This window comes from Candidatus Symbiopectobacterium sp. NZEC151 (genome assembly GCF_025962655.1).
Classification (GTDB): Bacteria; Pseudomonadota; Gammaproteobacteria; order Enterobacterales; family Enterobacteriaceae; genus Symbiopectobacterium.
Window position 1 is genome coordinate 76786 of record NZ_JAGFPE010000009.1, and the last position, 24357, is coordinate 101142.

Genomic DNA, 24357 nt, shown 5'->3' on the forward strand with positions numbered 1-24357 from the left:
TAACCTCATTAATAGCGCTGGTCGGTCAGTTCGGCATTCAACGAACCGGTGATGGTTAAATAATCAAGCCGCTGATGTAACGCGTGCATCAGCGTGGCAGTAGCGTCAGCGGGCATTTCCGCCAGCCAATCAAAGCGCTTGCGCCAGGTATCGGCCAGTACCACCGCATCCACCCAGTAGCAGCGATCGGCGGGCGTTGACAGATCCACCGCTTCACCGCACAGCAATTGCCGGGTTTTACCTAACACACCGGCGTTCTGCTTTTCCCGATCCCAGTTGCGGGAATGAAACTGCCACAGACAGTGCTTCATGATGTAATCCACCAGCGCTTCAACCTGTTGTTCCTGGGTCATACCGCCTCCTGTCGCTGCGGCCTGTCTTGGGAAAAATCGGGATATTCGCGCTGACGTAATTTAGTCACGCTGTCAAAGCCGCCGGTATACTCCCGCAAGTTGGGATCCTGGCGGATGTCTTCACTCAACGCGCTATCCGAGATAATGCGTGCCGTAGCAAAGCCGCGATCGGCAGGGATCGTATGTTCGCTGATATCCAGCATCGAGAGCTGATGAATTGGCGAATAAATGGCGTTGTAGATATCCCGCGCAAAGCGCACCCAGCCTTCAAACCCTTTGTAAGGACCGTTGTGATAAGCATGAGCATTGAGGTAGGGCACCCGGATTTTCTTCGCCACTTCACCGGGCCGTTTTCCGGTAAAGATCACATCCGGCTTCAGGGTATACATGGCTTCCAGTGACTCCAGTTCATTGGGATCATCAATCGCCAACGCCCCGGCTTCACAGCGGGCAATCCCTTTTTCCATATCGCCCTGATGACCAAATTTGGTATACACCGACACCACTTCCACGCCCATCTCTTCATGGATAACGTGCGCCCAGTGCCACAGCTTGGAACCTCCAGGCCACAGGCAGACTTTCTTCCCTTGCAAGCGCGCCTTATACCACTCCAGTTCGGGTTTCCAGCGGGCCACCTCTTCGTCGATAATGGCTTGTGCTCGGTCTTCAATGCCAAAAAACAAACCAATCTTGCGCAGCGAATCAGAGAGTGGGCCAAAACCAAAACCATCAATATCCAAACGAGGTATGCCGTAACGCACCCGTAACTCATTACAGATGTATTCCGCTGAACGGGCGCACTCCAGCACATTCAGGTGCGCTTTGTGCATCGCCCGCAGGTCATCATAGGAACCATTACCGGTAAAGGTAGAGAGCACCTGAATCCTCATGCGTTTGAAATAATCCGCCATCACTTCCTGATCGCCCTGAATGTTATATTCACCCACATAGTTGATGACATAATCACTGGTAATGGTGGGTTCAACCGTGCCCACTTTTTGGTTGATCCAGGCGATATTAATCTTGTGATGACCGCCAGACTGACTTGGCCCGGCAAACCCAGGGGAGTTGCAGACAAAAATATCGACATCGGGGCGCTCATCCATCACCTCCTGCGCGATTGCCGAAATATCATCGCCGATCAGCGCCGAGGCGCAGGTTTGATAGATAGTCATGCGTTTGATCGTGGGATGCGCATCAAAGGCTTCAATGATGTTCTTTTTCAGCACCTTCTCCGCGCCAAACACGATGTGTTTTTCTTTCATGTCGGTCGCGAAGGTATACTTCAGTTGGAAGTTATCGTTATCACTGATATAGCGCTTGGTCTGCCAGGTATCATAGGTGCACCCTACCGGGCCGTGACTGATGTGAATAACATCCTTCATCGGTGTGCCAATCACATGCTTGGCGCCACAGTAGGCACAACCGCGTTCTGAAATGGTGCCCGGAATGGTATTGAGATATCCCTGTGGCAATGCAGAAGTGATATCTTCACCCTCGCCTTTCAACACGGCATGTTGTTTACGTTCAGGAATGCATTTACTGCATTCAAACTCATGGTACGGCATAATTTCTCTCCCATAAGGGCAAGGCAGAATAACGGCGGCGAACAAGGAAATAGGGCAGAGCGCGGAATTAATCCATCATCCCGTATTTCACCACCATTTTTTCCAATTGATCCATGGACAACGGTGTCGGTATGACAAAGTCATCATTCTCGATAATTTTGCGCCCCAACTCTCGGTATTCCTGTGCCTGATTCGCTGCTGAATCAAATTCCGTAACCGTTTTCTTATTAAACTCAGCCTTCTGAACAATATTGTCACGCGGAACAAAATGAATCATTTTGGTACCAATGGCCGCGGTGAACTCCTCGATAAACTCCTTTTCACCATCCACATTCCGGCTATTACAAATAATGCCACCCAGCCGAACACCGCTCTGTTTGGCGTACTTCACCAACCCTTTGCAAATATTATTGGCGGCATAAATGGCCATCATTTCACCGGAAGCGACGATATACACTTCTTGTGCCTTGCCATCGCGAATCGGCATGGCAAACCCACCGCACACCACATCCCCCAGAACATCAAAGAAGATAAAATCCAGATCGTCGCTATACGCCTTGTTATCTTCCATCAGATCGATAGCGGTGATAACACCGCGTCCTGCACAGCCAACGCCAGGCTCTGGACCACCTGATTCCACGCAACGAATATCAAACACGCCGGTTTTCACCACCATCTCATTGGTAATTTTCTCGGCACCTTGATCGCGCAGCATATCCATTAATGTTTCTTGCGGTTTGCCCCCTAATATAAGGCGGGTCGAATCCGCTTTAGGATCGCAACCGTGAATAAAGACCTTTTTCCCATGGAAATAGGCCAAAGCGGCAGCCGTATTTTGTGTGGTGGTCGATTTACCGATCCCCCCTTTTCCATAAATAGCCAATTTACGCGTCATTATTTCTCTCCCATAAATAAAAGCATTGAGTAAGTGTCACTGGGTATGCCAGGAAGAAATTGCAAAACCGGGGCCACTCAGAGAAATAAAGGAGAAAAAGCACTAAAAGTGGCGACCGTTCTAAGTCTATCGGCTGAATTTATTACAGTTATTTTTTTATTGGCAGAAGGGATAATGCGATAAAAATGAGAGGCTGAAAAAGATGATATTCCCGCTGGCTGTTCATTAATGAACTTTTCACCAGCGAGATGTTCGGCAATGGAAATTTTAGGTGTACAGCTGATCCAGCCAGCGCGTCATCACCTGTTGTGCCGCCAGCGCCAACGACGCGGAAGCGTGCGCCGCCTGCTGGCGCAGTTCGCCCAATGAGAGCCCGGCTAATTCCAACTCACAAGCATGCCCAACCAACCATCCTTCCAGTCCGGTTTGGCTCACCTCTGGATGGAACTGAAGGCCAAGTGCATGTTTACCCACACTGAAGGCTTGATTATCGCATACCGCGCTGCCCGCCAGTCGTATCGCTGAATCAGGAATCTCAAAGCGATCGCCGTGCCAGTGCAAAACAGGAACACCCGATAGCGGAGCCAACACAGAGGCTTGCGCTACTGACGCCAATTGAATCGGCCCATAACCAATCTCTTTCACCCCCATCGGTGCCACACGCGCGCCGAGTGCGCGCGCCATCAACTGTGCCCCCAGGCAGATCCCCAGCACGGGGCGCTGCTGCGCCAGCCGTTGTCGAATAATCGCCAACTCCTGGCACAAAAAGGGGTAACTCGTTTCATCATTGGCGCTGATCGGGCCACCCAGCACAATCAGCACATCGGCGTGCAGAGGATCGAACGTCGCCAAAGAAGTTACAGGGGTATCAATATAGTGAAATTGAAAACCACATTCATGAAGGGTATCGCCCAGTGTGCCCAAATCTTCAAAAGGCACATGTCGAAAAACAACCACAGTTTTCATCGAAAGCTCCTTTGTCGCGAATGAAAAACAGCCGTTATCTGTCATGCAAAATACTGGCCTGTTCTTCCTGTCCAGGGCACGCCGAGTCCGCTTTTTGCAGCGGTTATTGATTGATAGAACCCTTGCCTGACAGCGCAGTGCAAGGGTTAAAACGTGGTGACTACTCTTCGAAGTACCAGTATCCCTGATTAATCAGCGCCGTCAGTTCAGCGACTACCGCTGGATTCTGCAGCCCATCGCCCAAGGTTTCACGGGTGATTTCAGTGTAATGACACAACGCGTCCGCCTGCGTATCGGGCATTTCCAGTTTTTCGCTGTTGATAAACACGCTATCGCCCACGCGCAATACCCGCAAACCGCTGAGACGCGTTAACACTTCACCGTCGAGCAGAGCGTTGACCACTTCGCTTTGTTCGAAAGGCGGTTCCACCGGTGCAACATCCAACTCATGGCGCGGCGTGGAGATAAAACGGCCAAACCAGTTATTAAAATCTTCCGGTTGGTTGATCATCTCGATCATCATGGTGCGTAAACGTTCAAGCTCGTGCACTTCAACGCGCTCAGGATGTTCACGCAGCGTTAAATCCGGATCGCTGTAGTGCTCACTGCCAAGATCGTTTTCCAGCGCATAGTCGGCAAAACTGCTGATCAAATCCCGGCCATTCGGTCCACGGAAACCAACGGAATAATTGAGTGTGGTCTCAAAGGTAAAACCGTCATGAGGGAAGCCCGGCGGAATATACAGGATGTCGCCAATCTCCATTTCGACATCAATGATCGGCGTAAATGGCTCACAGTGCAGCAGCGCCGGATGCGGGCAATGCTGTTTCAACGGGAGTTTATCGCCCACGCGCCAACGGCGACGGCCCATTCCCTGAATGATAAAGACGTCGTACTGATCGATATGCGGCCCAACGCCGCCACCCGGCACGGAGAAAGAGATCATCAGATCGTCCAGACGCCAGTCCGGCAGAACGCGAAACGGGCGAACAAGCTCCGCTGACGGCGCATGCCAATGGTTGACCGCCTGAGCCAGCAACGACCAATCGGTTTCCCCCAGGTCATCAAAATGCTCAAACGGCCCATTGCTGGCTTGCCACTGGCCATTTTTATGGCTCACCAGTCGGCTATCCACCTCAGGTTCCATCGCCAGGCCAGCCAGCTCGTCGGGGGTGATCGGGTCGACGAAATCAGGGAACGCGCGTTTTAATACAACCGGCTTTTTTTGCCAGTAATTGGCTAAAAATTCGGGCCAGTTCAGATTGAGTTGGAAAGACATAATTCGCACCAGTGAGAAGAGAAACGGGCGAGATTATAAAAAGAGTGATACCGGTTGCGCCTTGTCATGCATCAAGACTCTACGCATCCTGCCGCGCATTGCGCATTAATAAGTTGAAAACGAGACTGATTATCATCTATATTTTGATTCCCATTAGAAAATGTTTCACCACGTGATAATTCCCTATCAATACTAAGGTTTTTACTCTGGAGAAGATAACGATATGGCTATCCTGCTTTCCTCTGCCCGTCGCGGTATACGTCGTCTGGTGCTGGCTTCAGCGCTGCTGGCCGCTTACGCCGCCCCCGCCCTGGCTGAAGAGTCATTAACGTTGTATACCACGCGCGAGCCGGGCCTTATCCAGCCGTTGCTGGACACCTTTACCAAGGACAGTGGCGTGAAGGTGAATACGGTTTTCATCAAAGATGGCATGCTCGAGAGAGTAAAAGCCGAGGGGCAAAACTCCCCGGCGGACCTGCTGATGACCGTCGATATTGGTAATCTGGTGGATCTGGTCGAAGCCGGCGTGACGCAGCCGGTGAAATCGGCAGCGCTGGAAGCCGCCATTCCTGCCAATCTGCGCGGTGCCGACGATCAATGGTTCAGCTTATCCATGCGCGGTCGCGTGCTGTATGCGGAAAAATCGCTACCGCTCAACAGCTTCACCTATGAATCGCTGGCCGATCCGCAATGGAAAGGCAAAGTGTGTATCCGTGCCGGACAGCACCCGTACAACACGGCGTTAATTGCGGCCATGATCGCGCACCACGGTGAAGCCAAAACGGAACAATGGCTGCGCGGCGTTAAAGCCAATCTGGCACGCAAAGCCACCGGCGGTGACCGTGATGTGGCTCGCGATATTCTTGGCGGCATCTGTGATATCGGTCTGGCCAACACCTATTATGTCGGCCACATGAAGAACGCCAAAGAGGGTACGGATGCGCGCCAATGGGGCGATGCCATCAAAGTGGTGAAACCGACCTTCGAGCAGGGCGGTACTCATGTCAATATCAGCGGCGCAGCGGTCAGCCGTTATGCGCCGAATAAGGCGCAGGCAGTGAAATTGCTGGAATATTTGGTGTCGGCACCGGCCCAGCAACTGTATGCCAAGGCCAACTATGAGTACCCGGTTCGCAAGGGCGTTGAGCTGGACCCGATTATTCGTGACACCATTGGTGAACTGAACGTCGATCCCCTGCCGTTAACCGATATCGTGAAATACCGTAAACAAGCCAGCCAGTTGGTCGATAAAGTTGGCTTTGATCAATAAGCATCGAGATACACGGGTGACGCGCAGCGTGTTCGATACGCTGCGCGCACCGTTCTCTCCACTCGGCATCACCACCTGTGCCATTGCACTCGGCGTGCTGATGCCAATCATTTCTCTGCTCTGGCTGGCGGCCGATGCTGATTTCAGTCACTGGGCGCACCTGTTTCACTACGTGCTGCCTGTCGCGACGCGCAACACGGCGATCCTGCTGGTGGGTGTTGCGTTGCTGGTGACCGTCATCGGCGCAGGCTGTGCCTGGCTGGTGACCCTGTATGAGTTCCCGGGGCGGCGCATCCTCAGTTGGGCACTGCTTTTGCCACTGGCCATGCCAACCTATATCGTGGCCTTCGCCTGGCTGGATCTGCTGCACCCTATCGGCCCGGTTCAGACGGCGCTGCGTGCCCTGCTCGGCTACGACAGCCCGCGCCAGTTTCGCTTGCCGGATATTCGTTCCATGACCGGTGCCATTATTCTGTTGGGCATCGTGCTCTACCCCTATGTTTACCTCACCATGCGCGCCATGTTTATCAGCCAGCCCGCCCATTTGCTGGAAGCGGCACGCACATTGGGCAGGAGTGCGACCGGCGCCTTCTTGCACGTCGCGCTGCCGATGGCGCGACCGGCACTCGCCGTGGGTGTCAGTTTGGCCCTGTTGGAAACGCTCAATGATATCGGTGCATCCGAATTTCTTGGCGTCAACACGCTAACGGTCGCCATTTATACCACCTGGGTAACGCGCTCTGATTTACCGGCTGCGGCACAAATTGCCGTGTTAATGTTGATGGGCGTGATGCTACTGCTGACGCTGGAATATTATGGTCGACGTCGCCAGCGCTACGGCAGCAGCCGCTCACAGCGCACGGTAACGCCAATCCGCTTATCGGGCGTAAAGGGGATGCTGGTCTTAACCTTAACGGCCTTACCCGTGGTACTCGGCTTTATCGCCCCGGCACTGTTTCTCGCCTGGGAGAGTGCCAAGCGCCTGCATCAGGAGACGCCCCTTTCCCACGGGCTGTGGCTGTCCCTGCAAAACTCACTGCTGCTGGCGCTCGGCGTCACGCTCACGGTGTTGATCACTGGCATAATTGTCGCCTGGTTTGCTCGCCATTCCGCCATCCGCTCACAACACGGTGGCTTTCGCCGCGCATTGCTGCGTGTTGCCTCTCTCGGGTACGCGGTGCCGGGCACCGTACTGGCAATAGGGTTACTGACACCCGGGCTGGCGGTAGATAAATGGCTGGCAAGCCTGCTGGATTATCAGGGGTTACCGTTGCTCTCGAGTGGCATTCTGTTGGTTATCTGCTGCGCGATTCGTTTCCAGACTATCGCCATCGGTGCCACAGATGCGGGCCTGACGCGCCTGTCTCCCGCGCTTGAACAAGCGTCACGCCTGTTAGGTGAGAACACCACCGGAACATTTTTTCGAGTGCATCTGCCGTTATTACGTCCGGCGTTGGTCACCAGCGCGTTGCTGGTGTTTGCGGATGCGATGAAAGAGTTACCCGCAACGTTACTGCTGCGACCGGTCAATTTCGAAACGTTGGCAACCGTACTGTACGCCGAAGCGGCACGCGGCACTTACGAAGAAGGGGCGATTGCCGCGTTGCTGATTGTGCTGGCAGGCACGCTGCCGGTGATTCTGCTGGCGCACAGCCAGTTCAGCACTGCGCGCAAGCCCAACCAACCGCAACAAAACAACGCCTCTTATCAAGGAGAATCGTCGCGCCATGTCTGACGCCACACTGGTTTTGGAAGCCATCCATGTTGCCTACGGACATGGACACCAGCAACATCATGTCCTTAACGGCTTTTCGCTAACGGTTCAGGCGGGTGAACTCACGTGTTTGTTGGGCGCGTCCGGCAGCGGAAAAACCACCGTATTGCGAGCGATTGCCGGATTTGAACCGCTGAGCGCAGGCCGTATTCAGGTTTCTGGCACCTGCGTTGCCGGGCCGGGTATTCACCTGCCGCCGGAAAAACGCCACGTCGGCATGGTGTTTCAGGAATATGCCCTGTTTCCTCATCTGACGGCGGCGAAGAATATCGCTTTTGGGTTGCGCAAGCTGCCAAGCGCCGTCATACAGTCCCGTGTGCGTGAACTGCTGGATCTCATCGGGTTAAGCGCGTTGTCAGAACGTTATCCTCATGAGTTGTCCGGCGGCCAACAGCAGCGTATCGCACTGGCACGCGCGCTGGCGCCAGAGCCCAGCATTCTGCTGCTGGATGAGCCGTTTTCCAGCCTGGATGCCGAGACACGCCAACGACTGGGGCAAGATGTGCGCGACATTCTCAAATCATCAGGACAAACGGCCCTGATGGTCACGCACAGCGAGCAAGAAGCGGTGATGATGAGCGATCGTATCGGTTATATGCGCGCGGGAGCGTATAGGGAAGCGCCAGCGAGTACCTCACGAGTGGAAAGATAAAACAGGGAGCCATTATCCGAAAACAGGCATTACTCATCGGGTTCAGTGAAAGCGGAAAACATCTCATCAAAAATAAAAATGGCTTCTCTCAATGTGTCCAAAGCGGCACTGAGCTTATTAAACACCTCATGATCCTCGGGAAACTCACCGTATTCTTGCCAACATTCGGCCACCAGATTGATATCCACGGTGAAGGGCAAGAAGTAATTTCCTTTGGTCAAATCTTCAAAATCCATAGCGACCAGTTGCTCGCGGCATTGAGGATCACGGGCATTTAAATAGGCACCCAGCTTTTTGGCTCCACCAAAACGGCGCGGTCTTATTTCGAAACAAAAACCGAGCTCGGCCCGTTCTGTCCCCACCCCCGCGAGAGTCGCCAAACTATAATCAACGCTATCGTCGCCTCGGGTATGTGTTTCGAACCAGTATTTCCAATCGCCGCCTTCTAATTTCCACGCTTTAGGTGCAAGCCAGCAATATCCCTTTGGCACAAAACCGACTTCCCCTTCCCAGCCATTATCCTTGATGAAACGCTGAATACATCGGTCAAATCCCTTCCAAAAGGCAGGTTCTATTTGCTTTTCGAAAACCACAACGGCCTCATTAAACATCTTGAACTGCGATAAAATAAGGGTTCCAGCCAACCGTTCTTCCTTGGTAGATGATGTCATTGTTCTTACCTTTGATTAAAAATTACGCATACGTTCAAGAAAACAAAAAGCAGAATGCGCCGCCATTTGCCTCATGGATGCGCTATCGTGCACAGCACCTGTTTTGCGGAAATCCGCCCGCATGGGTTCTTCAAAACGTGTCGCAAGGTCGCTCCACGACAGGCAAGAAACACAGTGTGGGTTATCCGCACGCATGCTCTTGGGTTGTCTGCCCTGCGGCGTTAAAAACACCACGCCCCAACGACGTTTTTTCGTCGCACGCTTTTCAGCCTCCAGACAGTAACGCTCGATTTGTTCTTTCTGCTCGAAAGCATCGATCTTCACTTCAATCAAAACGAAGAAATTATCGGCATCGATCTCAATATCGACCCGATTCTTACTGTCGCCGTTCGGGTTGGATTCAACCCGCACGCGGCAAAAGCGTGTAAACGCAGCAGGAAAAGTCTGATTCTCTGCTGTGCGTATTGAGGCCAGCAAGGCATATAAAGGAACAGTACCAAAACCGTGTGATCCTTGCGGATCCAGCAGCCAGGCCAGCACCGCTGAATTGCGCACTTCTTTGCGCTTTAACCCCGCAACATCCCAGGGATCAAAAGACAATACGCGAGGCTGCACCGCCTGAAGCGGCGTTGATAAGCGACTAAAGAAGGTCATGAGTTGACCCACATCGATGTCTATTTTTTCAGTCGTTGTTGGCTCATTGAACGTTAATGCGTTTTCTGACCATTGTTGAAAAAAAACCGGCAACCATTCCACCAGAGACTGATGCGTTGTCTCCATATACCTTCCCTTTCACTGACGACCCTACGCCAAAGACAACGCGTATCGCTGGCCGTTTGCCTAAACCGCAAAGGCATCATCATAAGTGCCAATCAGTAAAAAGCGAATGTTTATGGAGTCGAGGTTTGTGGATTTAGAAAATGCCAACAAAGAAGGGAATTTCCCGAGCCGCATTGAACACACGGCGACTCGGGTGACATAACGTAGCGGTAAACCTGGCCTAACGGTAAACAATGCCACCATCAATCAGAATGGCCTGACCGGTGACATAGTCTGAATCTGGCCCTGCCAGATAGGAGACCAGACTGGCGACATCATCCGGTGTCTCAGCGCGACCCAGCGCAATACCATCAACATATTTTTTATAGGTTTCACCAATAGGGGCACCGGTGATTTCTGAGAAACGCTTATCGATTTCTGTCCACATTCCCGTGCCGACAATCCCCGGGCAATACGCGTTTACCGTAATGCCGCGGCTGGCATATTCCTTTGCAGCGGCCTGAGTCAGCGCACGCACGGCAAATTTTGTCGCTGAATAGATACCTAACATCGCAAAACCATCGTGCCCCGCAATGGAACATGCATTGATGATTTTACCTTTCTGCTGGCGCTCAATGAATTTTTTCGCCGCAGCCTGAATCCCCCACAGCGTGCCCTGAACGTTGATGCGCATAATGCGATCGACCTCTTCCGGCGTCACATCGGACAATGGCTGCACCTGAGCAATGCCTGCATTGTTGACGATAATATCGAAGCCACCCAGTTGGCGTTCAGCCTGATCGATAGCCGCATACACCTGAGCGCGATCGGAAATATCAGCGACAAAGGTCGCCGCCTTACGCCCTAATGCCGCTATCTCGGCGGCTACGGCCTCAATCCCCGTAGCACTGACATCCACCAGCATTACGGATGCGCCATCTTTAGCCAGACGCAGGGCAATACCTCGTCCGATACCCTGTCCAGCACCGGTTACTAACGCGACTTTATTTTCGATAGCCATACTCTGTATTCACCTCGTCGTGATTAACAATGCACTAGATGATTTACTTTATAGGCACGCATAAGCATGGCCTACCCCCCCTGTTGGGGGGGCAATGAGGGAGAAAAAGAGAAGAGAGCCCCGATTATCAATCAGTAAACGTGGTTCTACGGGTTGTCCTTCGGTACACTCAGGTCACTGACGATATAATGAGGTAGCGGCAGTATGGCGTTTTTGCCCCCGATGCAGACATCCTCTGCAACATTGGTTAACCAAGAACCTTTTCGCTTCACACGCAAGCTGCCGCTTATTCTCACCAAGTTCACACCACCGCGATCGCCGGGAACGTTATTACAGCGCGATCGTTTGCTGCAACGCCTTGATAGTGCAGCCTCCAGCAGCCTGACGTTAGTCTGTGCCGCTGCGGGGTTTGGCAAAACAACGCTGTTAACCCAGTGGTATCAGCATCGACAGCGCCAGAGTGATGCGCTGGCGTGGCTCAGCCTTGAAGACGATGACAATACCCCGCTGATGTTTTCCCGCTATCTGCTGGAGGCGCTGCGGCCGCGGTATCACGGCTGGAGTACGGCGTTTCAACGCTATTTCCAGGGCGATTTCCCCGTCGATTTTTCACTGTTGGTGGCGGAGTTAGTCAATCAATTACACGGTTGCCCACATCCGCTCTACCTCATCCTTGACGATTACCAGAGCATCAGTCACCCGGATATTCACGCCGGGCTGAATTATCTTGTTAACCATGCACCGGCGTCCCTTCACGTAATTATTGGCAGCCGCAGCCAACTGCCCGTGGCGCTTGGCCGACTTCAGGTGCAAGACCAACTGGTTGAGATTTACCACGATGAACTGCGTTTCAGCCTCGACGAAGCCAGCAGCTACTTTGCGCAGTCAACCACTACACCGTTGAAACCGCAGGAGATACAGCAGGCGATCGCCCTGACCGAAGGCTGGATTGCTGGCATAAAGATGGCTGCCTTGTCTCTGGGTGACACTACGCCCGCTCACCACGGGTTGAGATATCTGAATGCCAATTCACGGTCGATGAGCCGCTATATGGAGGAAGTGATTTTTGCCCCGCTCCCGCCTGATGTGTTGGATTTTCTACTGCAAACCTCGATGCTTAACCGTCTCCATCCCGATTTGTGCGATGCCGTCACCGGATACCGCAATGGCGAGGCGATGCTCACCTGGATAGCGCAACATAACCTGTTTCTTTCCACTCTGGATGAAGCCGGATTCTGGTTCCGTTACCATCCGCTGATGCGCGATGCGCTACAAAGCCGCCTGCAACATCGCATGGGTAATGCTATCCACCGGTTACATGAACGGGCCGGTAACTGGTTTGCAGCGCAACAGCTCTGGGCGGAAGCGATACGCCACGCGCTGGCGGCGGGGAAACCGGGAACGCCCCATGCCGAAGCCGGTGCGCAATCGCTGGCAGAGGAGGGGGACATTGATACGCTGGTGCGCTGGATTCGCTACTTACCGGCCAATGTCGAACCTTCACGTATCGCGCTGCAAATCAATCTGGCATGGGCGTTATCGCACCATTTTCAGTTTAACGATGCCCGCCATCTGCTTGATGCCATCGAAACGTTTGTGGCTAACCATCCAGACGCGTTGGACCACACCACCTGGGTAAGATTACGCGTGGTGCGGGCCATCTGCGAAGCCTTCGCAGAAAACATTGCCTACAGCATGACGCTGGTTGAACCGCTACTGCGCGAGGTTCCCTGCGGGGATATCTGGGTGGATGGCCTGGTGTGCAATATTCTGAGCTATTGCCATTTGGCAAATGCCCGCCCGCAGCAGGCGCTGGAGGTACAAGCGCTAATACCCAACACCAAAACGGCGAGCCGCAATCTTTTCGTTGAGGTGTATCGCGCGTATGTCATCGCGCAAGGGCTGCTGCGGCAGGGCAATCTGCGGGAAGCGGAGCGCCACGCGTCACAAGCATTGCAACTCGCAGAACCGTTAACCGGTCCCCACTCCAGCAGCAGTGCCACACTGGCCCCACTGCTTGCAGAGATCGCCTGGGAACAAGGGGATATAGCACGTATCAATGCGCTGCTGACGCCGCGCCTGCAAATGATTGACGACGTTTGCCCCCCCGATGGCTTCAGCCGCTGCTACCTCGTGCTGGCACAACAGGCCCAATTAACCGGTCGGGAGGAAGAGGCTAACGCACTGTTGTTGCACGCTGAAAACCTGACGCTCCAGCGAGGATGGCGGCACGCACGGGTTTCCCTGTTAGCACAGCGCATCACTTTCCAGCTCCAGTCTGGAGATAACGGAGAAGCGGTACAGTTGCTTGATCAGTTACAGCGTCTGACCGATGAAATGGCCGGAGAACAAAATGATGCCCTGCGTTGGTTTCGTGAACAGAGTCGGGCTCGCTTACTGATTGCCACGGGCGATCTGATGATGGCAGCAGAGGTGCTTCACGCTGTCATGCTCGAGCAAGAGCACTGTGGTGAATGGCTTGCCGCCACGCGTTCAAGGCTGTGGTTGTCGGTCGTGCTGTGGCGTACCGGAGAAACAGAACAAGCAATAGCGGTGTGTAAACCGGCGATTCTGCGCGCGGTAAAACAACATCTGCATCGCAGCCTGTTGGATGCAGGGCCGGAACTGCTATCGCTATTGCGCCATGCGCAGCAACAGCAGACGTCCGATGAGCCGTTCACCCACGCAATAGCCGCATTATGGACCACGCTGGCCCCCTCTCAGCCGGGAAACACCTCGCCGGTGGCCCCACGATTAACCGAACGGGAGCACCAGACGTTACAACTGATCGCAGATGGCTTTTCAAACAAGGAGATCGCCCGCGCACTTGGCATTTCGGCGGAAACGGTAAAATGGCACCTGAAACAGCTCTATGAAAAACTTCAGGTAAATGGCCGCATTCAGGCAGTGAATCAGGCGCGAAAATGGCAATGGTTGGCGTGAAGGGGCGGATAAAGCGCCCACCCGACTTCAAGGGATAACCTTGGGTGACGACGGAATGCCGTTCAACAGAATGTGGTTTAGCTCCTGAGCTATACAAACCGGCCGAAACGCTGCTTCAGAAGCCAGCATCTCGTCTATGCTCCACCAGCGTTTTTGCAGCAGATTGCTTTTTTCATTATCACTCAGGTTCGGCTCTCCGATATCGCAACTACTGACATAAACCAGATAATAGCGTTCATGACTGATAAATTGACTGCCGCTGCGCTCGAAAACCACTTCCCTTGACCACACCCACTCCGGTTTCTCTTTTATGATCAAGCCCGTTTCTTCCATCAACTCTCTGCCAAGCGCCTGCTCAAACGTTTCATTCCCTTCCAATCCGCCACCGGGTGTGATCCAAAACTCGTTGATACTGGCATCAATATTGTCTTTGATATTTTTGAATCTGAACTTAAAAAGTAAGACATTATTATCGCTATCAATAAGTAACGCGCGTGCAGAATGACGAATATTCATACTATTCCCTTAATAGAATCTTCGTCATTTTAGGTGATTGCCAGTGCATTTGTCAGCACGTCAGGCACTTTCGTGCCTGAACACGATTACTCCAGCACAGAACCAACAATGCCACGCGCCTGAGTGAACAGTTGCTGATAATGGCCTTCGCGATCGTCAATCCCCTCTTCCAGGCCAATGGTGTTATAGAGAAAATCGATGTTTGCGTCCTCAACGCCCAAATATCCCATACCGCCCTTGATGTAGTCGGTCATGTTCTTTTCCCAGCCAAATTTGATAAACCCGGCTTGAGAACCGCCAACCAGCGCCAGCCAACGAATTTTTTTGTGCTTCAGCGCACTGTCTTCTCCGTAGGCCAAGCCGTAATTCCATACGCGTTCCAGATAACCTTTAAGCATGGCGGGAAAACCGTACCACCACACCGGAAACACCAATACCAACGTGTCTTTATCTTCCAGTTCACCAAACAGGCGATGTACTTCTGGCGAATAGGCTTTCTGCGGATTGCTCCAATCCGGCTCATCTTCCTCCCTGAGCACCGGATCAAACCCGCTGCGGTAGAGATCGAGCGTGGAAACGTTAAATCCCTGACTCACCGCTTCACCCTGTATCTCTTGTACCACCTGCGCGGTTAAAGAATCACGGCGCGGATGGGACCAGATAATATACATATTGTTTTTTTTCATGCTATTAACCCTATCTCATGAAGGAGTGGCCACTACTTTACGCAGAGGGGATAATTCTGTAAAACATAGTATTTGAGATGGGTTAATGAAGGATTTTCACTAATGCAGCTTAACTTTTCCGACTTCACGGCATTCATTAGTGTCGCGCGTCACAAAAGTTTTCGGGGAGCGGGCAACGAGTTAGGGCTTTCCCCTTCAGCCATTAGTCATGCCGTTAAGCAACTGGAGCAGCGGTTAAAAGTTCGGCTGTTTAACCGCACCACGCGCAGCGTGGCGTTAACCGAGGCGGGGGTTAATCTCTTTGAGCGTCTGCGTCCGGTCTTTGACGAGTTCGATACCCTGCTCGATGAGATCAATTGCTTTCGCGACACGCCGATGGGCACGCTGAGAATCAACACCTCGCGACTGGCCTCACGTCTGGTGCTGATCCCGATGATCGCCGGGTTTAGCCGACAATATCCCGATATCATGGTGGAGATTACCACTGACGACAAACTCGTCGATATCGTTCAGCAATCGTTTGATGCCGGTATCCGTCTGAATACTACCGTTGAAAAGGACATGATCACCGTCCCTATCGGCCCAAAAATCAAACGGGTTGTGGTCGCCACGCCCGGCTACTTTGAGCGCCACCCTACCCCGGCACATCCACACGATCTGGTAAATCACCACAGCATTATTTTTCGTTTACAAAGCGGTCGTATCTATAACTGGGAATTTGAAGGCCCGGAGGGCAAGCTGGAGATTGCGCCTGTCGGTAGCATCATACTGGATGACATGGACTCAACGCTCGAAGCCGTATTGTGCGGCGCAGGATTGGGTTATCTCTATTACGATCAGGTGAAAGCACATCTGGCAAACGGCACGTTGGTGCCAGTGCTGGAGGAATGGCTACCCGAATTCCCCAGCCTGCAACTTTACTACCCGAATCGACAATATATGCCGAGCCCGCTACGGGCTTTTCTGGACTACGTAAAAGCGCATCGGGATGCAGAAATGCCCGGTAAGCAGTCAAAAATATGATGGCGATGCGCCGGGCCTCTTTTCGCTGACAACCGGGAAAAGTAGCGATAATGCTTTTTCAAATCACACTTTTCAGGGTTGCTTATTCCCTCACAAAATGTGCGTGCTATCCTTTACCCTGTAATATCCTATCAACTCTCACCGAGGCTTTGATGCTGGAGAATGTAATCATCCGATAATCAGTTTGCCGACCCTATCTAGGCCGGGCTGATTATCACTGCGCTGAAATCGAATGCGGGCACCACAAGGTGTTTGCACGTTTTGCCTATGATGATTAACAGGTTTCCAGCATGAATTTATCCCGTCAGGAACAACGGACGCTGCACGTTCTCGCCAAAGGAGGACGCATTGCGCACGTCCGCGACACGTCCGGTCGCATCACCGCCGTCGAATGTTACAGCCGCGAAGGCTTGCTGCTGAGTGACTGCACGCTCGCCGTCTTCAAAAAACTCAAAACCAAAAAGCTGATCAAGTCTGTGCAGGGTCAGCCGTATCGCATTAATACCAGCGGGCTGAGAAACGTCCGCGCCCAATCAGACAACCGCTAAGGAGAAGATCATGAACCCGCTGTTTTCGCCTGAGTTTATCAATGCCAACTTGATGGGACCCAGCGCGCTACTGCTGGCAGATGAGGTCAGCGCTGCTCTGGCCTTAAAACCCGGAATGCGAGTGCTCGATTTAGCCTGCGGCACCGGCCTGACATCCCTCTATCTGGCAAGCCAATACGGTGTTGAGGTGGTCGCAATGGATTTATGGATTACTGCCGAAGATAACGCACGCCGTTTCAGTGAACACGGATTGTCCAACCTGATAACCCCATTACATATGGATGTTGCCGACCTTCCCACTTTAAAGCCATTTCCCGAAAACCACTTCGACGCGCTACTTAATATTGATGCCTACCACTACTTTGGTGCCAGCTCGGCCTTTTTCGACAGCCATCTTGCACCGTGGATCAAACCGGGTGGCCGCGTCGCTATCGTTATTCCAGGTTTAAAAAGGCCTTTCGATCGCGGAGTTCCTCCTGAACTGGCCCCCTTTTGGCAGTCCGGCATGAACTTCTTTACCGTCGACTGGTGGCGGCAACTCTGGCAGCAAAGCGCCTATTTGCAGATAGCGGAGTGCACCGAGAGCGCCCGTTGCGAGCAGGCCTGGCAAGCATGGCTGGCTTGCTCACACCCCTACGCCATTCGCGATCGCGACATGATGGCCGCCGAAGCGGGGCACTGGTTTAACTTCACTAAAATGACGGGGGTTATCCGTAAATAAAACAATCCTCCCTCTTCGGAGGGGGGAATACCTGAGAAGGATTTTCAAACATCACAACGGCGCACGGCATGTTGTCCAACAAACAACAGTGATGAAGGCCCATTATTCGTGCCATTTAATCCAATTATGTGAGCAGGACAAACACTGTACATACCGTTACACAGCAACGCTCATCATCGCCGATAAGCCTGGTATATAATGCAAAAAACGCAGGAACTGATGCCCTGTAAAGCTATAAATCAACAAACTTTAAACAAATGAATATCATGTAATTATAAATTCTATAATGAAAATCAAAAATACTCTCTGCCTACATATCCTGATGGCGATCCTGGCTGTCCTGTTCCTTAGCGTTCCCCCGCTGGTGAGGACCTTTGATCCGGAACTGACATTCCAACCGCTGATTAAATCAATGGAAGGAACGCCAAAGGAACGCAAGCAAAACATGGCGACTATTTCCCATGCTTTACAGGGAAATGCGATTTTCTTTCTCGGCGCCTCTGAAGTTTCTACTTCCGAAGATGAACATTACGCCGTTTATAATTACTTCAACAACCAGTTGCATCGTCCTTTAGTGGCTTATGGTGATAGTTACGTTGATAGCATCACGCATTTTTTACTGCTCTCGCGTTTTAAAAATGACATTAACGTAAACAGCAAGATTGTTCTGATGTTAGCACCCGATACTTTTTATTCTGAAGGTATTCCTCCGGCCATTTTTGCCAACAACTTCCCCTCAGCGGTGTTTAATCCCCTGATGAAAGATATGTTGGCGCGCCCTTTGCTGGTCAAATACTTACGCAATATTGATAAAGAAGATATCAGCCACTTAACCTTCAGCCAGATGGAAATCTACGGCTGGTATCCGGAAATTATCTGGCAGGAAGTGAGTTATCTCTTTGCTAATTTCTGCGAGATGGTAAAAAACGAGTGGCTGGCAATGCTGAACATTACTCCACAACCTGCAAAACCCTGGCCGGAACAACCCGTCAACCTCGTCAATCCAGATTGGGACATGGCGCTGGCCCACGCGCGCGAGCTTAACAAATCACGCCAGCAAAGCGCAGACACGATGTGGATGGATAAGTCGATTTTTGCCGACGATAACACGCCGGATGAGTGGGACAACGCGCCAGCAATCCCCTCGCAGCTGGAAGCTTTGCGGGCAACCGTCAAACTGCTGAAAGCGCGCAACGCCCAGTTTGTGGTGGTGGTTGACCCCATCAATCCGTGGGCGATTAAAAACTCCGAGAAATTCCAGGTCGTCGATCAACAGATCCGAACCATGCTGGAGCAACATCGGGTTCCCTATTTTGATATGTATGCCCAGCCCTATCAGAACGGCTGGAACTGGGATCGTCTGCATCCCACTGAACTGGCGTGGGTTGCCATAGACCGCTTTATTGCTGAGAGTTTTAAACGATGAAAACTGCCATTCGCCTTTTTTTCCTTTATTTCTTTCTGGCGGTCACCGTTGTTGCGTGGACCTCTGTTGATGACAGCATGGATTTGAAAGTGCATTTCGAATACCAAAAATTCTGAAGGGTAAATGATGTACAGCTCCGGAACGTTCTTTTTCCTTCTGTTTTCATCAGCTCTACTGTTTGCGCTGGTTAACCGCGTATTGCATTATCGGCTGACCTATTTGTCCGCTTTTTCCGTGCTGGCGGCATTTGGCTGGGCGTATATTTTCCAGGGGGATTACCTCGTTCCCGTGGCGGTTTTTCTTGGGTTTTATCTCCTTGTCACATTAAAAGAAAAAGGCTGGTTAAAAACCTGGCAGGCCGTCAGTCTGACACTACTTCCCATGTTTTTGGTGAAATTAGATCTCAACAACCACTGGAACATGATTGGTTTGTCATTCATGACTTTCCGCGCCGTTGACGTGCTGCTTTATCGCAGCAAAAAAGATGGTCAACGTTTTCTGCATTATTTCTGCTACCTGTTTATGCCGTTTATTATCCTGGCGGGCCCGATGTACCGCTGGCGCACATGGATTAATGACATTAATAAACCGGTGTTCTCATTGACCCGTGAACAGCTTTTACTGGCCATGGAGCAAATTTTTACCGGCATTATCCAGAAATACCTATTAGCCACGCTAATTGATAATCTGGTGGTTCAGCCGTGGAGCCATCAACCGTTTACGCTAAGCGTGGGCGTGGTCATGTCTCTGTCCTACAGTGCCTATCTCTACTTTGACTTTGCCGGCTACAGCAATATGGCTATCGGGGCCGGACGCTTATTTGGCCTGAATATCCCGGCAAACTTCAATATGCCTTTTCTGGCAAAGAATCCGCAGGATTTTTGGCGACGTTTCCACATCAGCCTGTCTGAATGGCTGAGGGATGTGGTCTTTATGCCGATTTATATGAATCTGATGAAGCTCGACTTTTTCCGTCAGAACAAAACGCTGGCGCAGAATATCGGTATTTTCTGCACCCTGTTTTGTATGGGGGCGTGGAACGGGCTGGAACGACACTATGTCATCAGCGGCGCATTGTTTGGCGCCATTTCTGTTGCTCACAATATGCTGCAATGGTCGGCGAAACGCAGCCCGGTGCTGAGCAATTGGTTAGACCATCCGGTTAGTGAGTTTACGGGTCGAATTTTGACGCTAGCAAGCGCCGCGGCCTCCCTCTATATCTTTAGCGGAATGTCACCCCTATGAACCAACACAGCGAGCTTCTAGAACTGCAAGATTTTCTGCGTGCGGCATTACTCGACCCCGCGAACCCACAGCAACCGGCGATCAGCGGCAGTGATGAAGCCCTGACCTGGCAACAACTCTCTGTTGCTGTCACCGACTGGGCAAAACGTTATCACCACTGCCAGCAGTCTGCTGGCCCGCCGATTGTACTCTACGGACATCAACAGGCTGAGTTCGCCGCTGCTATCTACAGTTGCCTGCTGCACAACATTCCGTATATCCCGGTGGACTGCATCTACCCGCAGGAACGGCTCAAAGAGATTTGCCAACTGGCAAGCGCCCCTTACTATTATGACGTAGCAACCCGGCAATTTATTGCCACGGGCGTCACCGAACAGGCACTGGTTGAGCAGGATCTCGCCTATATCATGTTCACCTCCGGCAGTACCGGCAAGCCAAAAGGTGTGCAAATTGGGCGTGAAAGCCTGTGGCATTTTATGAAGTGGGTGCGTCAGGATTTTGCGCTGCCGCAAGTGCCAGTGCTGATGAACCATGCGGTGTTCAGCTTCGACCTCTCGCTGATTCCACTGCTGGCAAACCTGGCCACCGGCGGGCATATCGTTCTCAATGCGAAAGAGGATATTGCCGCAGAAAACTGGCTGGATCGGCTGAAAAGCAACGGCGTTTCCGTGTGGGTTTCCACGCCTTCTTTCGCCTATCAACGGCTGCTGTCGCCCCAGTTTAGCAGTGACTATTTGCCCGAATTGAGCGTCTTTGTGTTCATCGGCGAAGTGTTAAACAAAGCGCTGGTAAAACAACTGCGCCGCCGCTTCCCGCACGCCAAAATCCTCAACTCTTACGGTCCAACGGAAGCCACCATCGCGACCACGGTTATCGACATCACCGATGACATCCTGCACAGCGAAAACGATCTGCTGCCGATTGGCGTGATGATGCCGGATTCCAGAATGGAAATTACCTCTGACGGTGAGCTGATTATTTGGGGCAAAAACGTGATGCGTGGCTACCTCGGGCTGGCGAAAGAGAATGCAGAGAAATTGTTGCACCGGGAAAGTGAAATGTTCCGTGGTTACAGAACCGGCGACCTGGGCTACGAAAACGTGGATGGGGTGCTTTACTGCCAGGGCCGCAATGACAGCCAGATCAAACTCAATGGCTATCGCATCGAAATCAACGAAATCGAAAATCGACTGCTGGCGATGTCCGATATCAGCGAAGCAGTGGTTCTGCCGCTGATGAAATCAGGCGGTGGCGTTTTGCGTATTGCCGCATTCTGCGTAACGCACTTGGCCCCGGAGGCGATTAAAACCTCGCTGTCGAAGGTGATCCCACATTACATGGTGCCTTCACAAATTATCATTAAAGACGCACTGCCGCTGAATCCTAACGGCAAAATTGATCGTAAATTGCTGGATTCTCACGCCCGCACCAACTAATTACACCAGGAAAAAATGATGGAACAAGAAATTCTCGCGCTGTTTGAAAAGGTCTTATCCCGCAAAGTGGGCTTTAATGATGAGCTGATTGAGTCCGATATTCTCGACTCGATTCTGGCAGTAGATCTGGTGCTGGAAGTGCAGGACGTTTACGGCTGCATGATTCCCCCCACCGAAGTCGCGACCGTGCTGAAAACCCCGGCGGATTTGGCGCGTTACATTGAAGAGAATCGCTAAGCGAGTCGCTTTGCAACAACGGGTGACGAGATTGAGAGCAATTTAGCACCGATCTCATCCATGCTATTGTACGGAACACTACCTGTTCGTGAGGCGTGAGATGAGAGCGTGCGAGAAAGTGCCACCGTTACCCCCTGATTCCGCTACATTTAGCCGGAAATTGGGTCTCTATTCCAAAATGCAGAGCATACAGCGCAAATTTTGGCGCGATAGCTCAATCAACCACTGTGATTTCATTGTCCGACCACTGAGAAATAGCCTCAAGCACAGGTTTAAATGACTGCCCAAATTCAGAGAGTTCATAAACAACTTTGAGTGGTGGTTTCTCACCAAAAACCTGTCTTACCACAAGCCCATCTTTTTCAAGCTTTTTTAACTGTAAGCTTAATGTCATTTCAGTGATATGAGGGATATTCTTGCGGAGTTCGCTGAATCTTTTACTTCTGTCCTTCAAATAATAAAGAATAACACCTTTCCATTTTCCCCCTATCAAATCCATCACCATACTGACCGGGCAAGGATATTCCTTACCGTTCAATAAGACCTGACAAGCTGCATTTTTCGTGATTCTCATTGCCGAGCCCCCCTACTATCGTTCCTGATAGTTATTGTCAATATGCGAGTACTCAGTAAACTTACCACGCAAGCTATCATTTTGATAGTTACTCATAACCATTAAGGGAATCTCATGGCATTAGTCATATTGGCTCATCCTGACATAGAGCATTCGATAGCGAACAAAACCATCACGAGAGAATTACAGCATAAGCTTCCAGATTTGGAAGTACGGGACATTTTCCAATTAAACCCGGATCACAAGATTAATATACAAGAAGAACAAGCCGCTTTGCTGCGTCATGACTTGATCATTTTACAGTACCCTATGTATTGGTATAACACACCGGCCATTTTAAAGAGTTGGTTCGATCAGGTTTTTACTTATCAATTCGCCTATGGCTCAAAAGGAGATAAACTCAAAGGGAAGAGTCTATTACCAAGCCTTACCGTAGGTCAACCTGAGCAAAACTTCAAACACGATGAAAACACTGCATTAATTGAAAATTTGTTGACGCCTATAAAAAAATCCGTCGAATATACGCAAATGCATTACCTTGCTCCCGTCATTTTATACGGTATATCAACAGTACTGGGGTATACCGAACCAGAAATTATCAATAAAGCAAAAAATCATAGCAAACAACTGGAAGACATCATTAAAGCCTGGCCCAAAAAAATAATACCGAAGGGAATGGATAACAAACCACAGCATAGAAAATAGGCATGGTGCGTCAAGTATCCCCTGAAGTAACCTGAGTTCCTACGCTCGGCTGTCAGTTTTGCAACAACGCGGAAACGATAGATTTATAGCACCTTGACTGGCGTGATAGCAGATTAATGGTGTAGGACGCTAGCGGATGGTGATCAGCTTATGACTCCTCTGACCGGGCTGAGCATAAATAAAAAAGCCCTAGCGACATTCGCCAGGGCTTTTAGGTTACACTTAACTTAAGGTTTAACATTAATACACTTAGATGCTTAGTACTGCTATTTGTACAACCTTGATGTACACGTTACGACGATAATATTGGGTACTGAAAAGATAGCAAATTCCTCCCATATAGTTACCGGTTGAACGTTCTGCCTGCTCCATCAACCTACGAAGCCATGGCAGGCTAAATAAGTACATCTCCCATCGCGATATAAAGTATTTGATGCGTGGCCTTACTGCGGTTGCGATATCCAACACCTAACCAACCAGACACACTCGCAACTAAAAATAACAAAAACATGGCCTTACATCATCGCGCTTTCGTTCACACCCTGCGATTGTAGAGACTGACTACGTGGCCTTGATGCATTACCAAACGAGAATATTACCCATTCTCGATGTGGTAAACCCATAAAAAATACACTTCATGGCCTTTATCGCATAATTATTAAAGAACGTAAAAACACTTCTCAAATAAACAGCAACTTAATTTTCTCTGCTGTTAAAATACAATTTACATGCTTTTTAAGCAGTGTCAACACTGTTATTAACAACATGTCTCTGACATCTTGTTTTTAATTAAAACCGCTATAAAACCATAGGGTTATAATTATCACCGCCGCAGCTGGCGGGTTAAAACATGAGCAATTCATTACTATTGCTTGCTGTTTATAGCGAAAGGGAAACAATATCTACATTTTATGTACGATATGTTCTAAACATGGCGTGCGGCAGTGATCGACCCTTTCTTCCAGGGTAAGATACGTGGTATCAAACATAGCCCACACCTCGCGGCGCTAAGGCACAGTAATCTGCGCAGTGCATGGATAGAAGCAGGACAGTGAAGAGCGGAGGTGATGATATCGGGGTAGTAGCCGT

22 protein-coding genes and 1 pseudogene are annotated in these 24357 nt (G+C 51.1%); 12 read left to right on the forward strand and 11 right to left on the reverse strand.

Annotated features, from left to right (window positions below; genetic code table 11):
* Positions 1-8: 8 nt before the first annotated feature.
* The 5 genes from anfG to J5067_RS21325 all read right to left on the reverse strand — a co-directional run bounded on the left by anfG (position 9) and on the right by J5067_RS21325 (position 5061).
* Positions 9-353, reverse strand: coding sequence for a Fe-only nitrogenase subunit delta (anfG, locus tag J5067_RS21305; protein ID WP_264645799.1), 345 nt, complete (start codon positions 351-353; stop codon positions 9-11).
* Positions 350-1921, reverse strand: a complete 1572-nt coding sequence (gene anfD, locus J5067_RS21310; protein WP_264627779.1) for a nitrogenase iron-iron protein, alpha chain — start codon at positions 1919-1921, stop codon at positions 350-352. Before anfD ends, anfG begins: the two co-directional genes overlap by 4 nt.
* Before the next feature lie 67 nt (positions 1922-1988).
* Entirely contained in the window at positions 1989-2816 is an 828-nt protein-coding gene (gene nifH / locus J5067_RS21315) for a nitrogenase iron protein (protein WP_264627778.1), read from the reverse strand.
* Between the two features lie 267 nt (positions 2817-3083).
* Positions 3084-3782 carry a glutamine amidotransferase gene (locus J5067_RS21320; RefSeq protein WP_264651959.1) on the reverse strand — a complete coding sequence of 233 codons (699 nt, stop codon included), beginning with the start codon at positions 3780-3782 and terminating at the stop codon, positions 3084-3086.
* A 160-nt stretch (positions 3783-3942) separates the two neighbouring features.
* Complete coding sequence (locus tag J5067_RS21325) at positions 3943-5061, reverse strand: cupin domain-containing protein (protein ID WP_264651960.1); 1119 nt, start codon at positions 5059-5061, stop codon at positions 3943-3945.
* A 232-nt stretch (positions 5062-5293) separates the two neighbouring features.
* Between J5067_RS21325 and J5067_RS21330 the strand changes: the two genes are divergently transcribed.
* From J5067_RS21330 to J5067_RS21340, 3 genes are all read left to right on the forward strand, one after another.
* A complete protein-coding gene (locus J5067_RS21330; RefSeq protein ID WP_264652006.1) occupies positions 5294-6331 on the forward strand; it encodes a Fe(3+) ABC transporter substrate-binding protein in 1038 nt (345 codons plus the stop codon).
* A 100-nt stretch (positions 6332-6431) separates the two neighbouring features.
* The gene (locus J5067_RS21335; RefSeq protein WP_264652007.1) at positions 6432-8066 is read left to right on the forward strand and encodes an iron ABC transporter permease; all 1635 of its coding nucleotides are present in this window, start codon (positions 6432-6434) and stop codon (positions 8064-8066) included.
* Positions 8059-8757 (forward strand): ABC transporter ATP-binding protein, encoded by a 699-nt coding sequence (locus J5067_RS21340; protein ID WP_264651961.1) that lies wholly within the window; start codon positions 8059-8061, stop codon positions 8755-8757. The genes J5067_RS21335 and J5067_RS21340 overlap by 8 nt, the downstream gene beginning before the upstream one ends.
* 29 nt (positions 8758-8786) lie before the next feature.
* On the opposite strand, the gene J5067_RS21345 is transcribed toward J5067_RS21340, so the two are convergent.
* The 3 genes from J5067_RS21345 to J5067_RS21355 form a co-directional block, all read right to left on the reverse strand.
* Entirely contained in the window at positions 8787-9428 is a 642-nt protein-coding gene (locus J5067_RS21345; RefSeq protein WP_264651962.1) for a hypothetical protein, read from the reverse strand.
* Between the two features lie 15 nt (positions 9429-9443).
* A complete protein-coding gene (locus J5067_RS21350; protein ID WP_264651963.1) occupies positions 9444-10184 on the reverse strand; it encodes a PD-(D/E)XK nuclease family protein in 741 nt (246 codons plus the stop codon).
* Between the two features lie 244 nt (positions 10185-10428).
* Positions 10429-11208, reverse strand: coding sequence for an acetoin reductase (locus J5067_RS21355; protein ID WP_264645792.1), 780 nt, complete (start codon positions 11206-11208; stop codon positions 10429-10431).
* Between the two features lie 204 nt (positions 11209-11412).
* Between J5067_RS21355 and J5067_RS21360 the strand changes: the two genes are divergently transcribed.
* Positions 11413-14151: a LuxR C-terminal-related transcriptional regulator gene (locus tag J5067_RS21360; RefSeq protein ID WP_264651964.1), complete on the forward strand. Its 2739-nt coding sequence runs from the start codon at positions 11413-11415 to the stop codon at positions 14149-14151.
* A gap of 27 nt (positions 14152-14178) precedes the next feature.
* Here the strand turns inward: J5067_RS21360 and J5067_RS21365 are convergent, their stop codons facing one another.
* Together J5067_RS21365 and J5067_RS21370 are read right to left on the reverse strand one after the other, a co-directional pair.
* Complete coding sequence (locus tag J5067_RS21365) at positions 14179-14667, reverse strand: NUDIX hydrolase (protein ID WP_264651965.1); 489 nt, start codon at positions 14665-14667, stop codon at positions 14179-14181.
* An 86-nt stretch (positions 14668-14753) separates the two neighbouring features.
* On the reverse strand, positions 14754-15353 hold the full coding sequence (locus tag J5067_RS21370) for an NAD(P)H oxidoreductase (protein WP_264651966.1): 600 nt from the start codon (positions 15351-15353) through the stop codon (positions 14754-14756).
* Positions 15354-15455: 102 nt separating this feature from the next.
* Here J5067_RS21370 and J5067_RS21375 point away from each other — a divergent pair, with 102 nt between their 5' ends.
* The 7 genes and pseudogenes from J5067_RS21375 to J5067_RS21405 all read left to right on the forward strand — a co-directional run bounded on the left by J5067_RS21375 (position 15456) and on the right by J5067_RS21405 (position 21989).
* Positions 15456-16376 (forward strand): LysR family transcriptional regulator, encoded by a 921-nt coding sequence (locus tag J5067_RS21375; protein ID WP_264651967.1) that lies wholly within the window; start codon positions 15456-15458, stop codon positions 16374-16376.
* A gap of 290 nt (positions 16377-16666) precedes the next feature.
* On the forward strand, positions 16667-16924 hold the full coding sequence (locus J5067_RS21380) for a YjhX family toxin (protein WP_222157948.1): 258 nt from the start codon (positions 16667-16669) through the stop codon (positions 16922-16924).
* 85 nt (positions 16925-17009) lie between these two features.
* Positions 17010-17645 (forward strand): annotated as a pseudogene (locus tag J5067_RS21385) (cyclopropane-fatty-acyl-phospholipid synthase family protein); the annotation flags it as partial.
* Between the two features lie 286 nt (positions 17646-17931).
* Complete coding sequence (locus J5067_RS21390; RefSeq protein WP_264651968.1) at positions 17932-19071, forward strand: D-alanyl-lipoteichoic acid biosynthesis protein DltD; 1140 nt, start codon at positions 17932-17934, stop codon at positions 19069-19071.
* Between the two features lie 126 nt (positions 19072-19197).
* Positions 19198-20316 carry a membrane-bound O-acyltransferase gene (locus J5067_RS21395; RefSeq protein WP_264645871.1) on the forward strand — a complete coding sequence of 373 codons (1119 nt, stop codon included), beginning with the start codon at positions 19198-19200 and terminating at the stop codon, positions 20314-20316.
* Positions 20313-21752: an AMP-binding protein gene (locus J5067_RS21400; RefSeq protein ID WP_264651969.1), complete on the forward strand. Its 1440-nt coding sequence runs from the start codon at positions 20313-20315 to the stop codon at positions 21750-21752. The genes J5067_RS21395 and J5067_RS21400 overlap by 4 nt, the downstream gene beginning before the upstream one ends.
* An 18-nt stretch (positions 21753-21770) precedes the next feature.
* Positions 21771-21989, forward strand: a complete 219-nt coding sequence (locus J5067_RS21405; protein ID WP_008454337.1) for an acyl carrier protein — start codon at positions 21771-21773, stop codon at positions 21987-21989.
* 214 nt (positions 21990-22203) lie between these two features.
* Here J5067_RS21405 and J5067_RS21410 read toward each other — a convergent pair whose 3' ends face one another.
* Complete coding sequence (locus J5067_RS21410) at positions 22204-22563, reverse strand: helix-turn-helix domain-containing protein (protein WP_264645786.1); 360 nt, start codon at positions 22561-22563, stop codon at positions 22204-22206.
* A 114-nt stretch (positions 22564-22677) separates the two neighbouring features.
* Here J5067_RS21410 and J5067_RS21415 point away from each other — a divergent pair, with 114 nt between their 5' ends.
* Positions 22678-23268: an NAD(P)H-dependent oxidoreductase gene (locus J5067_RS21415; RefSeq protein ID WP_264645785.1), complete on the forward strand. Its 591-nt coding sequence runs from the start codon at positions 22678-22680 to the stop codon at positions 23266-23268.
* Positions 23269-24357: the final 1089 nt, after the last annotated feature.

Excerpts from the sequence above, each read along its gene's own strand:
- J5067_RS21365 (WP_264651965.1), bottom strand. The coding sequence starts at position 14,667 with ATGAATATTCGTCATTCTGCACGCGCGTTACTTATTGATAGCGATAAT.
- J5067_RS21395 (WP_264645871.1), top strand. The coding sequence starts at position 19,198 with ATGTACAGCTCCGGAACGTTCTTTTTCCTTCTGTTTTCATCAGCTCTA.
- J5067_RS21325 (WP_264651960.1), bottom strand. The coding sequence starts at position 5,061 with ATGTCTTTCCAACTCAATCTGAACTGGCCCGAATTTTTAGCCAATTAC.
- J5067_RS21410 (WP_264645786.1), bottom strand. The coding sequence starts at position 22,563 with ATGAGAATCACGAAAAATGCAGCTTGTCAGGTCTTATTGAACGGTAAG.
- J5067_RS21370 (WP_264651966.1), bottom strand. The coding sequence starts at position 15,353 with ATGAAAAAAAACAATATGTATATTATCTGGTCCCATCCGCGCCGTGAT.
- J5067_RS21375 (WP_264651967.1), top strand. The coding sequence starts at position 15,456 with ATGCAGCTTAACTTTTCCGACTTCACGGCATTCATTAGTGTCGCGCGT.
- J5067_RS21380 (WP_222157948.1), top strand. The coding sequence starts at position 16,667 with ATGAATTTATCCCGTCAGGAACAACGGACGCTGCACGTTCTCGCCAAA.
- J5067_RS21340 (WP_264651961.1), top strand. The coding sequence starts at position 8,059 with ATGTCTGACGCCACACTGGTTTTGGAAGCCATCCATGTTGCCTACGGA.
- J5067_RS21335 (WP_264652007.1), top strand. The coding sequence starts at position 6,432 with ATGCCAATCATTTCTCTGCTCTGGCTGGCGGCCGATGCTGATTTCAGT.
- J5067_RS21360 (WP_264651964.1), top strand. The coding sequence starts at position 11,413 with ATGGCGTTTTTGCCCCCGATGCAGACATCCTCTGCAACATTGGTTAAC.
- anfD (WP_264627779.1), bottom strand. The coding sequence starts at position 1,921 with ATGCCGTACCATGAGTTTGAATGCAGTAAATGCATTCCTGAACGTAAA.
- J5067_RS21355 (WP_264645792.1), bottom strand. The coding sequence starts at position 11,208 with ATGGCTATCGAAAATAAAGTCGCGTTAGTAACCGGTGCTGGACAGGGT.
- J5067_RS21415 (WP_264645785.1), top strand. The coding sequence starts at position 22,678 with ATGGCATTAGTCATATTGGCTCATCCTGACATAGAGCATTCGATAGCG.
- J5067_RS21390 (WP_264651968.1), top strand. The coding sequence starts at position 17,932 with ATGAAAATCAAAAATACTCTCTGCCTACATATCCTGATGGCGATCCTG.
- anfG (WP_264645799.1), bottom strand. The coding sequence starts at position 353 with ATGACCCAGGAACAACAGGTTGAAGCGCTGGTGGATTACATCATGAAG.
- J5067_RS21405 (WP_008454337.1), top strand. The coding sequence starts at position 21,771 with ATGGAACAAGAAATTCTCGCGCTGTTTGAAAAGGTCTTATCCCGCAAA.
- nifH (WP_264627778.1), bottom strand. The coding sequence starts at position 2,816 with ATGACGCGTAAATTGGCTATTTATGGAAAAGGGGGGATCGGTAAATCG.
- J5067_RS21400 (WP_264651969.1), top strand. The coding sequence starts at position 20,313 with ATGAACCAACACAGCGAGCTTCTAGAACTGCAAGATTTTCTGCGTGCG.
- J5067_RS21345 (WP_264651962.1), bottom strand. The coding sequence starts at position 9,428 with ATGACATCATCTACCAAGGAAGAACGGTTGGCTGGAACCCTTATTTTA.
- J5067_RS21320 (WP_264651959.1), bottom strand. The coding sequence starts at position 3,782 with ATGAAAACTGTGGTTGTTTTTCGACATGTGCCTTTTGAAGATTTGGGC.